The sequence below is a fragment of the Streptomyces sp. NPDC012835 genome (assembly GCF_042900885.1).
Lineage (GTDB): Bacteria > Actinomycetota > Actinomycetes > Streptomycetales > Streptomycetaceae > Streptomyces.
In genome coordinates this window covers 454,509-471,136 of the sequence record NZ_JBIBBW010000005.1, presented here as the reverse complement: position 1 = coordinate 471,136, position 16,628 = coordinate 454,509, and the positions used below count along the sequence as shown (strand labels likewise).

General features: G+C 73.8%; 1 protein-coding gene. It reads right to left on the bottom strand.

The features are described 5' to 3' along the window. The coding region (locus tag ACFY6S_RS23505) for a lonely Cys domain-containing protein (RefSeq protein WP_388824809.1) at positions 1-16,623 on the bottom strand (16,623 nt) is incomplete at its 3' end. Positions 16,624-16,628 lie beyond the last annotated feature (5 nt).

Here is a 16,628-nt window from a genome sequence, read left to right as displayed (position 1 = left end):
GGACACCCCCACCAACCGGCCACCAGCATCACGGTGCTTGTCCACCACCACCCGGTCCAGCGGAACCCGCGACCCGTCCAGCGCGACGAGCTCCGGCAGCAACGGCAGCACCGGCGGTGTCCGCTCGGGATCGGCCAGGACATCGAGGGCGCCGCGCGCCGTCTCGACAAGTGCCCGGAGGCGCGGCTGGAGCTGTGGCGGAGCTTTGTCGAGATGACCGGCGGCCTCGTCGACAGCGGTCCGAAGCGCCTGGTGCACGCCGACCGGCAGCGGGGTGCCCAGGGCGTAGGCGCCCAGCGCGCGGGCGACCTTCTGGCTGTCGCCCACCGACATCAGCCTCTTGGATCCGCCGGCGGCCTGCGGCAGCCCTGCCATCAGCGCCATTTGCACGAAGGCGGCGAGGCCCTGGACGGCCGGATTGTCCAGAACCCGCACCATGGCTTCGCGAAGGACGTCTTCGGGCAGCGGGGCGGCGAACCGCTCGGCCCGCTGGTACGCCTCCCGGCTGAGCTGCGACAACTCGGCGACGGCCCGCCGGATGTCCTCCGGCGTCATCAGCTGACCGTTGTAGGCGAAGTGCCGCAGCTCCGTGAGGACCAGCGGAATCTCCAGCCGGCCGTCATCGGTGTCCAGCGTCGGATACTGGTCGTCGTCCATGTCGACCATCTGCTTCTGCGTGACGACCCTGCCCTCGGAGGTCCGTCCCGTCAGCACGGACGACACGTGTTCCCGGGGGGAGGGCACGTCGCCGATGGTCGCGTCGAAGAACCCGGGGAAGAGCGGCTTGTCCGGCGTGAGCGCCTTCCGGTACAGCTCCAGCAGTTTCCCGAGCACGACGGCGAGATGTCCGCTGATGCCGTCGTGGTGCATGTTGAGGAAGGTCCGGGTGCGGGGCCGCAGCGCGCGCAGGACGCGGTCCAGCGCGGGACGCGACGCCACCGCCAGGCCGTTCTTGGCCATGAACGCCGTCGGGGCCTGGTTGAGGATGGCGCCGGTCGGCCTGGCGACGGTGTGGGCGTAGGCGAACCGCAGATAGCCCCACATGTCGTCGACGTCCGGGATGACCGAGAGGACGGGAACGGCGAGGTCGGGCACATCGCTCCGGCCGGTGAAGGCGCGCACGAAGTCCGCGGTGACCTTCATCCCGAATTCGCGGCCCGACGCCTCCACCGCCCCGATGGGCCCCTTCGGCAGCCGGTCCACCGCCGCGTCCTGGAGCACGCTCAGACCCAGCGCGGGGAACCCGGTGGTGGGCTGCACATAGGCCAGGTTCGACCTGACCGGGGTCGGGCCGACCACGGCCTTCGCCCCCAGCGCCGTGGTCGTCCAGCCGTCCCCGGCGGGGAGGAGATCACCGAGCGAGGCCGGCGGGGCGTCGGGCTGGTCCCTGGCGTCCAGTACCCGCGCCACCCGCTCCAGCCGTGCGAGTGCCTCCTCCGGGGACTGCCTGCGCTCACCCGGAAGCACCGCCATCGGCTCGACGACGATCTCCCCGATGAGGTAGCTGCGTTCCTCGGGCACCGGCTCTCCCCGCGCCGGGGTGGGGTACGTGAGGTGCAGCCGTCCGTCGGGGGTCCGCCAGACCCCGCCGTGGTCGGTCACGATCTTGAAGCCGGGGGCGGTGGCCAGCACCTGCTTGGAGAGGACGTCGCCGATGCCGGTGATGAAGAACACCTGGCGCTTCTCGACCTCCAGGCCGAGGGCGCCGTACTCGTGCCCGAGCGCGGCGTCGAGCCCCGCGTGCGTCGTGGACGACGACTGCGCGAACTCGGGCAGCGCCCCCTCGGCGACCCGCCCCGCCGGATCGATCACCACCGCCTGAGCGTCGGACGCCGCGATCCCGGGCGGGAACGCCGACACCTGGCGGTCCCCACCGGCCGTCGGGTCCACCCACACCACACCGTGCGCCCCGCCCAGGTGGTACGCCGCCCAGGCGTGCCCCAGCGCGCCACCCTGCCGCCGCGCCAGCACGAACGCCACCGCACCGGGCCCTGCCTCGGCGACCGCGTCCTCCACCGCGCCCCACGAGCGCACCCCGCGCCAGCCGGGGCCCACCGCGAGCGAGGACGCCGCCGAGGTTCCGCCGACCACCGAGTCGTCCAGCGCGACCGCCGGACGCACACCCCCCGGATACAACGCGTCCCGCAACGCCCCCAACAGCACAAGACACTGCTCCACGGACAGCACCGTCGTCCGCCCCCGGCCCGCCACCCGGCGCACCATCTCCGTCAGCTCACCACGACCGAGCGGCGACGGCAGGGAGTCCCGTGACACGGCCGTCGCCGTCGTGGACGCGGGCCCGGCCGGCTGCCGGGGCGCCGGAACGGGGGCGTGGGGCTGCGGCTGGTACGCGTTCTCCGCCTCGTCCCACAGCGTCCGGAAGCCCGCCCAGGTGTCCTCCTCCTGACGGGGGTTGGACCGCCAGGGGTGGATGCCCCTCGGGTCGGTGCCGTACAGCTCACGCAGCAGCGGCAGCAGCGTCGGCTCGTGGTCGCGGACCCACCGCGCCCCGTTGTTGCGGGGCAGGCCGGTGTACGGGTCCGTCCCGGTGTTCGTTCCGAGGTAGACGTTGGTGAGCTGGGCGAAGTACTCGAACTCGTCCCGCGACGAGTAGTTCCGGTGCTTGCCGGTGGCGTCGTACAGCGCCCCGTCGGGCCATGCCGCGCGGCTGCCCTCCCGCGCCTTCTTGCCGAACGCCTCGGTGACGGCACGCCGTTGGCCGTCGGTCAGGCCGTAGCGGTGGACGGCGTGGGCGAACTCGTGTGTCGTCGTGGAGTAGCCGTCGTGGTACAGGCCCGCGCCGGGCACGCTGGTGGTGGTGCCCAGAAGGTTCTCCTCCGAGACCGCGACGTGTCCGTCGACCTGGGCGCCGCGTTCGGTGTCGAAGGGCCGCGCGTCCTCTGTCGACTCCCCCTGGAGGGTGCGGAACGCCTCCAGCGAGGTCATCGCCGCGTCCTTCGGGACCACGGTCATCCGCGCGCCCTCGTTCAGCATCCGCTCCGCCGCGGCGGGGGAGCGCAGCATCCGTGCCACCTGGGCCCGCGCCTCGATCCCCGCCGAGACGGACAGGTCAACGCCGGCCGGGACATGCACCATCAGCAGCGCGGCCGTACGGGCGAACTCGTCGGCGGGCAGGTCCCGGCGCAGGGCCGCCACCAGCCCCCGGTCGGAGGCCAGCGCCTCGCGGTCCTCCGGTGACAGCGGCAGCAGCCGGGCGGTCCGTTCCTGATCGGACATCCCGGGCAGGAGCGTGACGAGGTCGGCCCGTTCCGCGGCCGGCAGCGTGGTCCGCGGCTCCGCCACGGACGACGGGACCGCCACGGCGGGAGCCTCGGTCCCGCCCTCGGCCCGGTCCGCCGCCGGCGGCGCCGACAGGGGCTGCCCGCCGAACCGGCCGGTGCGGGTGGGCCGGGCGGGCGCCGAGGACAGCGAGCTGAGCAGGGACGGCCCGGTGCCGGTGCCCTCCGCGCCGCGACCGGCCGCCAGCGTGCTCACGAGATCCGGCAGCCGCTCCCACGCCTGGGTGTGGCGGCGCGCCTGCTCGCTCAGGTCCTGCCGGACCGCGTGCAGGTCACGCTCGATCCCGCGGACCTGGTCCCGGACCGCGTCACGGGCCCTGGTCTCGCGTCGCAGGTCGCCGTCCGCCTGCCGCAGCGTCCGCTCGGCCCGGGCCACGGCCGCCTCGGCGCGTGCCAGCTCCTGGGCGAGGGTCCTCTCCTGCGCGCGGGTCTCGGCCAGGCCGGTCCTGAGCTCGGCGGCCTCCTCGCGGGCGGCGGTCATCGCGGCGGCGTACTGCTGACGCCGCTGCCGGGCGGCGAGTCCCTGCTCCCGTATGGCGTCGGCACGTTCCTCGGCCGCCTCCAGGGCGCTCTCCCGTTCGTCGGCGGCCGGGCCGCTCTCCGGGGAGTTCTCGATGAGCTGCTCCAGGCGTTCCACCTCGGCCAGCGCCCGCTGCCACGGCTCCCGCAGCCGCAGCTCCTCCTGCGAGGCGGTGTCGTTCTGTGCCCCGGCTTCCCGCGCGGCCCGGTCCAGCCGCGCGATCTCCGCCTCGGTCCGGCCGATCCGGTCCCGGACCCCGTCGAGCCGCGACCGGGCGGCCCCGGCGGTCCTGACGGCTCCGGTGTGGACCCGGTCGGCCTCCCGGTGCGCGGTGGTGGCGGTGTCCACGGCGCGGCCGGTGGACTCCTGGGCCCGCAGCGCGCCGGGCCGCCGCCGTACCAGCGTGGCTTCCAGGTGCCGCCCCGTCGCCTCGGCGCGCACCGCGTGGAGGTAGGTGCCGACGTCGTCCCGTATCCCCTCCCACGTGTCGTGGGTGGCCTCGGTGGTGTCGGCGAGGGAGCCGTCGGCGGCGAACGGCCAGCGGCGCAGCCCCTGGTCGGTGCGTACGACCAGCTCGACCGGCCTGCCGGACAGTACGGCCGTACGGGAGCCGACGAACAGGGCGCGGGCCAGCCGGGTGCCGTCCGGGTCGGCTCCGAGCGCCAGCCACAGCTCCGCCGACGCGTCCTGCGCGTCGATGCCGTCCGCCAGCACCTCCGGCAGGTCGGTGACCGGGTGCCGCGCCCAGTCCCGCAGGTCGTCGGCGTCCTGGTCGGCGAGCATCGCGGGCAGGTCGTAGATCCGGGGGCCGGGGCGCGGCTCGGTGACACCGAAGCCGAGCACGTCGCGTTCCCACAGCCGCACGGTGGAGCTTCCGGTGACGAAGCGGGTGCCCTCCGGGCCGTTCACCGTGATGACGGTGTCGACCAGGGTCTCGTGGCCGCGCGTGCCCCGCCGGTCCGCGGGTGCGGCGGCGGTGCCGGTGCGCAGGCTGGTGAAGCGGGAGGCGGACGCGTTGCCCCCGATGGACTCGGTGTGGGGCTGTTGCGCCGCCAGCGGGAAGGTCAGGCCCAGCACATGGAAGTTGCCGCTCTGGAGGGCGTAGGTGCCCTGGAGGTTCAGGACGAAGGAACTCCCGGCCGACGAGGTCGTCGAGGAGGTCCTGACCTGCCTGCGGACCCGGTCCACGGCGATGTCGCCGGCGTCGCTGAGCGGTCGCGGGTTGTGCAGGGTGATCTGTAGGGACGGCGCGGAGTCGGGGCTCTGGAGCGGCCAGCTGCCGGGCATCGTGGTGGTCAGGCCCGCCGCCACGCGTGCCGGGTCGAGGGTGATCTCGCCGGCCTGGACCAGCTCGCCCAGGCGGACGGCGAAGGCTTCCGCCGAGGCGTTCGCGGGCAGCCCCCAGGACGCGGTGGTGCGCGGGGCGACCTGGAGCATCGCCTGCATCAGCTGCGGGGCGGCGTTGGAGGCGTGCACCGGCGTCGGCCCGGTCGGCACCAGGCGCGCACCGGCCGGGAAGGGCAGTGTGCCCAGAGCCGCGGCCTCGCGCGCCGACAACGCCAGTGGCTCGCGCGTGAGCAGGGCGGGGGGCCGGGGGCCGGTGTGCTGCCGCGGCTCCACGGCCTCGGAGCCGATGAACCGCAGGACGGTCGCTGCCTGCACGGTGGCCACGCTCGTCGGCCGGCCCCGCAGCAGGCGCCCGGCCCAGGTGCGCACCCGCTGGGCCAGGTCCCCTTCGAGGCGGGACAGGTTGAGCAGCCCGTTCTGGAAGATGCCGCCGGGGATGTTGGACGGCCAGGTCCATACGAGCTGGGAGCGGACCGACGCGGTGAAGCGGTAGTCGACCTCGAAGTCGGCGGCGCGTCCCGAGCGCGTCCAGAACCGGTCCTCCGCCGCGACGTCGGACCGGCCGGTGCGGGTCCTGACGTCGCTCAGCCCGAGGGACGGGCCCTCGCGGTCGGTGCGCCCGGTGGCACCGGGGCGCGGATAGCGGGAGATGGCGTTGGCCGTGAGCTGCCGCGTCGTGGTGACGGCGGAGGACGTCGACTTCGCCTGGGAGATGTGCGCGTCGACCTGCTCCAGGCCGCTGCCCTCAGCGGCCGGCCGGCCGCGTACGCCGCGCAGGGCGGGTGTCTGCATCACCGGCTCGGCGCGCAGGGTCACCTCGACCAGCCGCGCCCCGCCGTAGGCGACGTGGAGGAAGTGGAAGCGCGCGAAGCCGCCGGGACCGCGTCCGGGCAGGGCGCGCAGCCCGGCGGGCCCGGTGCGGCGGACGATCTCGGTCACCACACCGGGCAGGTGGGAGGCGTGGCCCGGCTGGAGGGTGCCCGGTGCCTCGTTCTCCACCAGCGTGGTCAGCTCCCGGCGCAGCCGGTCCCGCCGCTCCCTGCGGTTCGTCGTGCCGTCGAGCTGCGTCACGGACAGCACGCTCGCCTTCCCCAGCTGGCGCGTCCGGGCGAACCCGGCGGGAAGGGGGACGCTGGGCGGGGGGAGCGTCAGGGCCGGGACGCCCGGCATGCCGTGGAACCACTCCGCCATCCGGGCCACGGTCTGCGTGGGACTCAGGTACGTCACGGCGCGGGACAGGTCGATCGCGATCGTCACCGGGGCGAAGCCGCCCAGGCCGACGGCGTTCCCCGCCACGTTGCGCACGCCCCACTTGACCGTCACCAGCAGCGTCAGGTCGTTGCCGATCCACAGCTTGTCGCCCATCTCCTCCGAGGCGTGCGTGATCTTCGCGGTGGAGCCCACGGTGCTGGTGTCGTCGGCGCGGCGGGAGTGGCTGTACCGGCCGATCGGGTTGGCCTGGTGGACCAGGCGTTCGGGCGGGGTCGGCGCCGCCTGCACCGCGGTGGCCTGGACGTTCCCCTGGTGGACGCGGCCGACGGCGCGCTGCCGGTTCGCCGTGTCGCCGGTGGTGATGTCCTGCTCGGAGTAGAGCGATTCGGAGCCCAGGAGGCGGGGGTTGGACAGATAGCCGCTGATCTCCAGCATCATGGTCTGGTCCGCCGCCATGCCCGGCAGCGTCAGCCCCTCCACCACGTGCATGCCGCCCAGGATCTGCGCGGCGCGGGAGATGAGCTGGGACGGCCGGATCGCGTCGTGCCTGGCCTCGGTCGCGAGGGTGCCCTGGTCGTTCAGCGACGCGCCCGCCACGGCGACGGACGTCCACTTGTAGGTCGCCGCCACCCCTTCGGCGGAGGTCCTGGCCGCCCAGGTCACCGGTGTCGCGGCCCAGTTGACGGCCGTACCGACCCGGTTGACGGCGCCGGTCAGGCTCCCGGGCAGCGCCTCCTTCACCGCGGATCCCCGCCGGACGGTCTCCGTGGCCAGATCGGTGAGCGTCACGGAGGCACGCCGTACCGCCCGGCCCACCGGGCCCTGCTCCGGGTGGCCCGGGTGGCTCCCCGCGATGATCTGCCGCAGGGCCTCCATGAGGGCGGAGGTGGCACGGAAGGTGTCGACGATCGCCCCCTCCGGCAGCCTGGTCAGTCCCGGCAGCGGGCGGCCACGGTCGTCGACCAGGTCCAGGCGCCGCTGGTCGTCCGTCGGCCCGCCGTCGGTGACGGGTTCCCGGATCACGAATCCCGGCCGGGGCCCGGCGGGCGCGGCGCTCGGGTCCGGCGCGTGGGTGCGGTAGTGCGGCACGAGCAGGGTCACGGTGCCCGGCACGGTGTGCGGGGTGGCGCCCGGGGCCCGCAGCAGTGTCCCGTCGGCGGCCGTCGCGATGTCCGTGACGCCGTCACCGTCGCCGTCCACGTCGCCGAAGCGGACGTGCGGATCGTCGGCGTCGCCCTCGTACAGGTCCAGGCCGAGCCTGGCGGGCACCTGGAACAGTTCGGTGCCGTTCGTGGACGAGATGAGGAACTGGTCGTACCCCACCGAGTCACCGCTGTTCGCGGTGTCCGTGAGCTGCCCGGTGCCCAGGTAGTCCGCCCCCGGGGTCAGGGACCAGTCGCCGTCCGCGAGCGGAACGCTCACGGCTCCGCCGCCGCCCAGGGAACCGCTCAGCGCCGTGCTCCGCTGCCGCAGGCCGCTGGCCTCGTGCGAGCTGGAGCCGACGTGGTGGACATCGGGCAGCTTGCGCGCGTGGACCGCGGGGCGCGCGGTGTCGCGGGTGGCGGAGAACCGCAACTGCACCCGCCGGGTGCCCGTGAGCGCGTTCGGATGCTTGAACCACACCGGCTGCCCGCCGTCCACCGCGTCCGGCATCGACGCGGCCAGGCCGAGCTGCGAGCGCATCTGCCCCAGGCGGCGCAGGTTCTCCAGCTGCGCCAGGACCAGCGGCTCGTCCAGCCGGAACGCCTGCGCCCTGCGCCGGGCGTCGACGGGCGGCAGGAATCCTTCCTGCCGCAGCCACGTCTCGGCCCGCGCGAACATCGCGTCGGTCCCCTCGACCTTCAGGGGCGTCTCGGCGTAGCCGATGCTCTCCAGGTTCTCCAGGTGCTCGGGAAGCTCCCGCACCTCCTCGGCGGTGGGCGCGTGTCCCTCCATCGTCGCCCGCTGGGCGATCCGTAGCCGCAGCCCGTCGTCCCACGGCCCGAAGCTGCCGGTGACCCGGCCGCCACCGGCACGGTGCAGCGTCACGTCGTAGGTGACCCGGCCCGGGGCGAGCACATGGCTGCGCTTGGTGCGCAGACCGTGCATCATCGTCGCGCTCTCGACGGTGTTGAGCCCCTCGTTCATCTGCAGGCTGACCCCGGCCTTGCCCATGACGTTGCCGCCGACCGAGTTCGCGGCACGCGGGTGCCCCGCGCCGTGGTCGGAGGTGAGCGTCGGCCCGCCCGAGCCCTCGACCCCCAGGCTGTTGGTCAGCTTCGCCGACCGGTCCACGTTGGAGGCGTGCGTGAGCCATGTCTCCAGCGTGGCCTTGTTGTCGGCGCTCTTGCGGATCGGGGCACCCGGCTCGATCCGCGCGGTCAGCTGGAGCATGCCGACGGCGTTGCCGTCCCCGTCCAGCAACGTCGTCGAGAACACCCCGGCGTCGCGCTGGATCAGCGGGGTGCCCCGCAGCATCTGTTCGTGCAGGAAGTTCTCCAGCGCCTGGTGCGAGTTCGCGGGCAGGCCGCGCAGATCGCGGAAGTTGTCGTCGCGGAGGATCTCGGTCAGCAGCCGGCGCGGTTCGGCGACGCTGTCGACACCCCACAGCGGCAGGTCGCCCACGTCCCCGGCCTCCGGCAGGTCGGTGGTGCCGGAGCCGTCGAAGGCGAGGTGCTCGTGGAACCAGATGGTGAGAGCGCCGTGCGACTGCTCGCCCTGCCAGTTGCCGGTCGGGTCCTCGCGGTCCGTGTCCACCTGGACCTGCCACCGCCCGTCGACGTCGATCGGGTGCGCGGGGTCCTCGGCCTGCTGCTTGCTCGTGACCAGGAACGTTTCGCCGACGGTGATGGACTGGGCGAGCTGGTTGTGCGTGGCGGACACGTTGACGGTGCCGTCCCACCAGCGCAGCGCCCCGCTGCCGTCGACCGGGAAGATCGCGGTCCAGGGCAGTGAGCCGGTACGCACGTTCCCCGAGCCCTCCACGTCCGAGGACGCCTGCCCGCCCGAAGCCCGGTGCTCCACCTGTATGTCGGGCATGGTCGGCGGGCGCTGATCGCCGTTCTGCCCGTATTTCGCGGACTTCACGGCGCCGGCGTAGGCGAGGCGTACGTCCACCGACCGCTCGCGGTCGCCGTGCCGGACGGTGATGCGGTGGCCCTGACGGCTGCGCAGATAGGGCCGGTTCAGCTCGACCTCCTCCGCGCTCAGCACATCGGCGAGCCGGGTCCGCAGCTCCTGGCCGGTGGCGCTGTCCGGGTCCTCCCCGAGAGCCCGGATCACCTGCCGGTGCAGGCCCGCCAGGACGGGGTCCGGGGTCGGTTCGTGGATGACGAGACCGATGTGCCCGTCGTGCCGGGTGCCGTGCTCCCGCAGATACTCCGACAACTCGCCGTCCGCGGGCGCCGGGGTCACGGGCACCGCCACCTGCGTCTGCGGTTCCGGCTGCGTCACATCCTGCGGCAGGGCGGTGGGCGCCCGGCCGGAGAAGGTGTGGAGGGTGCCCTGTTCGGCGGAGGTGCCGGGCAGGACGGCGGGCTGCCGGGTCTGCCAGTGAGCGGCCTGCTGAGCGGGGTCGCCCGCCAGGACGATCACGCTCCCGCCACGCGACGGGTCGAAGACCGGAGCGCTCGGCAGCTCCGACAGCACAGTGGTACGCGCCGTGCCGGTGCGGCCCGCGACATGCTGCGCCAGACCGACGGGATGGGTGTGTGTGCCGACCATGAGCAGTGGGGCGGCGAGCGCGATCTGCTCGTGGACCCGGTCGTGGCGCAGCAGGGCGGCGATCTCGCTGCCCGGCACCCACCGGCTGGAGCCGTCCGGCCACGGCATCGACACGTGGCCGTTCGTGCTGTCGGCGTAGAGCACGTACGCGCCGGCCGGGGAGCCGGCCGGCTCTCCCGGCCAAACCGGCGCGTAGGGGGTGCCGTTGCCGACCGTGCCGTCCGGCGACACGACATAGCCCTGTGTGGCGATGTCGCCGGTGACCGGCCGGCCGGTCCAGTTGCGGCCCATCGCCACCCCGCGCGAGACCAGGCGGGTGCTGTCGTCCAACGCGCCCTGGCGTACGAGGTCCCATGCCGCGAGGTCCGCCGGGTCGGACGGGTCGAACCCGGACACCGAGGCGCCCGCCATCAGCCACAGCAGCCGCTCTCCGGCCTGGTCCGCCGACAGGTCGGCCGAGGCGGGGAGGTGCAGGACCTTCTTCGCCAGCGCCACCGGGTCGGACGTGGCCCGCAGCGCTTCGGCGCCCTTGACCGTCCCCCACACCAGCCGGCTGACGTCCGTCCGGCCGACCGTCCCCGGGTCCGGCAGCCGCAGCACGTCGGCGGCCAGCGCGGACAGGTCCTGACCGGCCAGCCGCTTCAGGACATAGTCGAAGGACGGCAGTTGTGTATAGCCGTGGAGGGTCAGCCGGCCGGCCGCGGCCTCGTCCGCCTGGCCGGCCGCGTCGACCAGCACCCGGCGGATGTCGTCGGGGGACGGCGCGTCGGCGCTGGTGCGCTGATGGCGCGCGTGCACGGCCAGATGCAGATGGTGCAGGGTGAACGGACCCGCCACCCGCAGATGCGGGTCCGCCCCCCGCATGTTCTCCAACGCGCCGATACCCCGCAGCAGCGTCGGGAACGACGGGTCCGACGCCACCTCCCCGCCGAACGACCGGCGCAGCGCCCGCACCAGCCGCAACGTCGTGTCCAGCACGTCCGGCGAAGCGGGGCCCGGCCCGGAGTGCAGCCCCGCCTCCTGCGCCAACCGCGTCAGCCGGGCCGCGTCCGGCTCCGGGGGCAGCAGGACCTGCACCCCCTGCTCGCCCGACGGCCCGACCAGCACACCCGTCTTCGGGCTCGCGCCGGTCCGCACGAAGGCGTGCACGCGGTCCACCGCCAGAACCCCGGCGGCACTGCCGTTCGCCACCCCCTGCGCGTACGACGTCATGCCCAGCACGTCGAACACGTACGGGAGCCGCCCCGCGTCCGTCAGATACGGCAGGTCCTCGGCGGGCGCGTCGGCCCAGCAGGCCCCCAGGTCGATCACCGCGTTGGGGCCGAGGTTCCGCATACTCGGCCGGCGCCTGATGAACCGGCCCGTCTCCACACCGTCCACCTGAACGGGCGGGCGGCCGTCCGTCACCTCCATCACCCCCCGCATCGGCATCCCGTGCTGAGAGAAGTGATAAACGGGCCGCCCCGCGTCCAGAAGCGGGACCTCGGTACCGATCTCCCGCGAGGTCACCGGATCGAACTGGGAGAATCCGGTGACCTCGTCGAGGGCCACAAGCACCGGCTCGTTGATCACCAGGTCGGAGTCCGACATGGTGACGCGGCCGAACGACCGGCCCTCGTCGGCGATCGTCCGCGTCTTGATCGAACTGTCCGGGAGCACCGTCCCGTCCAGAGCGGTCACAAAACCCTCGTCGGGAATCCCGTCCGGACCCAGGTCGTGCGCGTCACTGCCGAACCAGCCGCCCAGAGGCAGCCCCTGCGACCGCTGGTTCTCCACCACGATCCTGCTGAATCCGGACGCCGCGTCATGGATCAGACCCACCTGACCGCTGTGCGCCCAGACCCCGTCCCGGCCCGTCCGGAACGCCAGCGACCTCGGCATGGCCAGTCCCTGGTCACCACCGTGGTTCAGCACCAACACGACCTGTGCGCCCGGCGCAAGCGCCGCGAGACCCGTGTCACGGGCCGCCAGCTCCACGAACTCCTGCCAGGGCACCCGCAACCGGCCCTGGCCCCAGGGGATCAGGACATGGTCGTGACCGCCCTCGGCCACCACCACATACGCCCCCGTGTTCCCGTCCCACAAGGGTTCCAGCGGACCCTGGAGCTGGTCGTTGCGCCGCTGCCACACCTGCGACGTGTCCACCACGCCCACCGGACGGTCCGTCAGATTCAGCCCCTGGTACGAACCGTCCGCCAGCACGATATGGCGCTCGTGGTCCAAGAGACCCCGCGCCGCCAGGTGGTACGCGCCCAGGGCCGCGACACTCGACGACCAGCCGGCGGCCATCGCATTCTCCACCAGCGCGAACAACGCGGTACGGGAGCTCCCGTCCACCGCCGCGCCGTCGCCCAGGTGCAGAACGCGCCGGGTCAGCGCGTCCACGTCGAACACACCGCCGGGCTCCGCCAGCAGCCTCAGCCGCTCCAACTCGGCGACGGCGTCCGAGTACCGCGGCGAGACCACCTCGGCCGTCACCCGGCCCGAACCGCCACTCCCCACCCGCACCGCGATATCGAACCGATCCGCGATGTCACCGGCGCCGGAGTCACGCAGCGCCCACGTCAAGTAGTCCGAGAACAACCCCGAGACCGCGTCCACACGATCCCGCGCCGAACGGCCGCTCCGGCCGTACCCCGTCAGCACCACCTCGGGCGCCGGCAGTCCCGCCCGCAGATTCAGCGCACCGGCGGCGGCCACCCGGCCCGCCAGCGCCTTCAGCTCACGCCGCTCGTCCCGGCCCACCGACGCCGACCCCGGACCGAATCCCACCGACATCGGCGAGGCCCCCGGAGCGCCGCCCAACAGGCGCGGCGGCAGGCCCAGTTCGCGCCGTACCCGACTGGCCAGGTCGGCTCCCGAGACGGCGTCCGTACCGTGTACGGCGAGATGTTCGGCCACCTGACGCACGGCGTCGCGGAACTCGCCACGCGCGTGGCGCGAGTCGGCGAGTACGGGGTGCAGCTCCAGCGGCAGCACCAGCGACACCGCGCGCCGCCAGACTTCGGCCGGGTCCGTGCCGGTCGGGACCGCGGCCGCCTGGAACGTCCCGAGCGCGAAGTCCTCGTAGGCGGAGCGCCACGTGCGGCGGGCGCCGCGTGCCGCGACGGCGTCGAGCGCGTCGCTCCAGGGGCCGGGCCGGTTCATCAGCAGCCGCACGTGGTCGACGGGGTCGAGCCCGCTGTCCCGGACGCGCACGGAGCCGTTCAGGGCGGCCTGGAGCGCCGGGCCTTCGCCCAGCGTGACGCCGACCGCGGCCAGCGCGTCCGGGGTGACGGTGTCGTCGGGTGCCAGCCGGGGCGGGTCGCCGGGCAGGTCGGCGGCGGTGATCAGGTCGGCGGTGCGCCGCCGTTCGGCGGCCGTGCGGTCGACGCGCGGAACGATCGACGCCACCGCCGCGTCGGCGGCGGCGTCCGCGCCGAGGTCGCGCAGCCGGTCCACGGCTCCGTCGAGCCCCCGCTGGGTCCGCTCGACGTCCTGCCACGCGTCGCGGAGCCGTCCGGCGTCGTCGGTGCCGCCGAGGCCGTTCTCGACCCGCCGGTTGAGGGTGTCCACGGTCCGGACGGCCTGGTCGAAGGCGGTGCGGGCGTCGTCGTGCGCCCGGCGTGCGTCGCCGATGGCGAGGTCGACGGCGAAGAGGTCGGTGATGCCGTCCGGCGTCGCCTCGCCGACCGGGCCGGGGCCGCGATCCGCGCTCTTGCCCTTGCCCTGGTCCGGGCCGGGGGCGAGGGCATGGGCCGCAGCGGGCGGGGTCTCTTCGAGGGCCGGCGCCGGGTCGGTGTCCGGCCGCGCCGCGTCGGTGCCCGGCGCGGGCGGGGTGTCCGTGGCCGAGGTGGTCCTGACGGGGGCGGGCGCCGCGATCGGGTCGGCGGCTTCCGAGGGAGCCCGGGAGACCTCGGCATCCGGGGTGACGGCCCCGGGACCGGACTCCGGCGGACGCGGCGGCCGGGCGATGTCGTCGGTGCCGGGCGTCGCGGGCCGGGCGCCGCGGGCGGTCCGCCCCTGCTCCGGCCGCGTGGGGTCGGCCGCCGGTGTCGTCGGCCCCGGGTTCGGCGCGGTCGCCGGGGGTACGGATGTGTCCCGCCCGGTGGTCGTCTCCCCGTCCGCCGGTATGTCGTCGGTGGCCGGTGCGTCGCTCCGGACGGGTATGCCGTCGCCGGACAGCTGAGGAGCTTCGGACGAGGTACGGAACCCGTCGGGCGCTGCGGGCGGTGGCACCTGCGCGGGGGGCCCCGGCACGGTGGTCGCGTCCGTGGCCCCGTCGGTGACGAGCGCGTCCGCGCCGGCCGGCGGCGGTGCGGCCGACCGCTGGGGCCCGTCGAAGAGATCCCCCCGGCCGTCCTGGTCCGCCTGGTCCTGGCGGCCGTCCTGGTCCACCTGCTGGAGCGACGGATCGGCCGGGGCGTTCCGGTCCGCCGGGTCGTTCCGGGACGGCTGCGTCGACGGGTTCCCGCTTCCGGAGGTGCCCTGCGGCGCACCGGTCGAGCCGCCCTGCGCTCCGGGGGCGGGCGCCGTGCTGTTCGGGCCGGCCGGTGCGCCCACGGGTGACGGCGGCGCGACGGCGCCGGGCTCGGCGTCGGTGACCGGCGGTGCGTCGCTCTCCCGCGGGTGCGTGCCGTCCTCCGTGCCCTGCTGGACGCCCGTGTTCCGGCCGGTCGTTCCGCGTGCGGGCAGGTCCTGGCCGGTGGGGTCGTCCTGGACGTCCCGCGTCCCGTCGTGGTCGGCCGTCGCGTCGTCCGGACCGGCCGTCGCGTCCGTACCGCTCGGACCACCCGTGGTGACCGGGCCCGGTGTGGCGGAGGAGCCCTTCGGCGCCGTGACCCCTTGCGGGAGGTCGCTCGGCGATCCCGACACGTCCGGCGTCGTATCGGGCGCGAGGTCCGGCGCCGTGAAGTCGGTGTCCGCACCGTACGGGGACCCGGAATCGCGTCCGGAGGCCGGTCCGGAGGTCAGCGGTGTGGCGCCGGGCTGGGACGAGGACGGGAGGGTGGAGGGGGAGAGCGTCGAGGAGGAGTCCGACGACGTGACCGGCGGCAGATACGGGACCTGCGACCCGCTCGTCCCGGTCACACCGGTCACACCGGTTGTCCCGGTCACACCGGTTGTCCCGGTCACACCGTTCGTACCGGTCACACCGCTCGTCCCGGTCACACCGTTCGTGCCGTCGAAGACCGTCGAGCCGTCGAAGACGCTCGGGCTGTTGAAGCCGTTCGTGCCGCCGAAGGTGTTCGTGCCGCCCGTGGCCCCCGCGCCGCCCGGCGTCCGCGTGGTGGACGTGCTGGAGCCCCCGGTGGGCAGTGTGTTCGGTGTGGTCGGGGGCTTGTAGGACGGCGGAGGGGTGTACGGCGCCGTCGGTGTCGTGTGGATACCGCTGCCGATCCCGCCCGGGAGGTCGGTCGAGCCGGTGGTGTTCGGGAGGGGGGCCGCCGGGCCGGGGGTGAACAGGGCGCTCTTGAACGTCGACGAGCCGTTGACGCCCGGACCGGTCGCGTCGCTCCCGCCCGTGTCCGTGGACCCGGAGGAGCCCGAACCGTCGCCCCCCAGGGGGCTGTTGGGTCCGGGAAGCTTGTTGAGGTCGGTGAACTGGGGCTTGTTGTTGAAGTAGTTGTTGAAGACGACCATGGCGCCGGCGCCGACGGCCAGCCCCGCACCCACGTCGAACAGGCCGCTGAGGCCGGAACCGACGAAGGTCTCCCACTTGAAGTCCCACTTGTCGTAGAAGGCCCCGTTGATGACGACCTCGGCCGCGCTCTCGGCGGCGCCCGAGACGACGAAGACGGTGACGACCGTCGGCGGACCGTTCACCAGCCCCTTGAACAGCAGACTGTCCGGCTTGATGTTGAACTTGCCGAACACGTCGCCGAGCAGGTTCTTGAAGAAGTTCTTGATCGGCGTCAGGAACTTCTCCAGGAAGCCCATGAAGCCCGCGGTGAGCGCGCCGAACGCACCCGCGACCCCGACGTCGAACCAGTCGACGCCGCCGGGCTTGCGGCGGCCGGAGTTCAGACCCATCTGCGCCAGCCGGACCGCCAGCGTCTGGATGGCCTCCTGAAGCGCCTCCCCGAGGGTCGGCGCGAGGTGCGTCATCCGCAGCAGCCGGTCGATGATCATCAGGACGGCCAGCTTGCTGCGGGCTCTCGCCAGGAACATCTGCGACACCGACGCGCCGCCGGTGAACGCCATCAGCGCCGCCAGCAGCGCCAGTTCGGCGAGCAGCATGACGATCTCGGCGATGATCTCCCACTTCGATCCCTGGATCTTCTGGGAGTAATCGATCTGTCCGTTGGCGAGGTCGTCCAGCTGGTACAGCAGCTTCTGGACGGGGTCGGTGCCGCCGGGCTCATCGGTGAGCATGCGTACGCTCTCGATGTAGGGCTGGGCGACCGCCGGCGGCAACGACTCCTCGACCAGCTGAATGGTCTCCCGCGCGGCGGCGCGCAGGTCCATCAGCCCCTTCTGCAGGGAGAGGTAGAGCTGACGACTTTCCCACGCCAGATTCTCTCTGGCCTGGAGGGGCATTTCCCCTATCAGGACCCAGAGCATCGTCC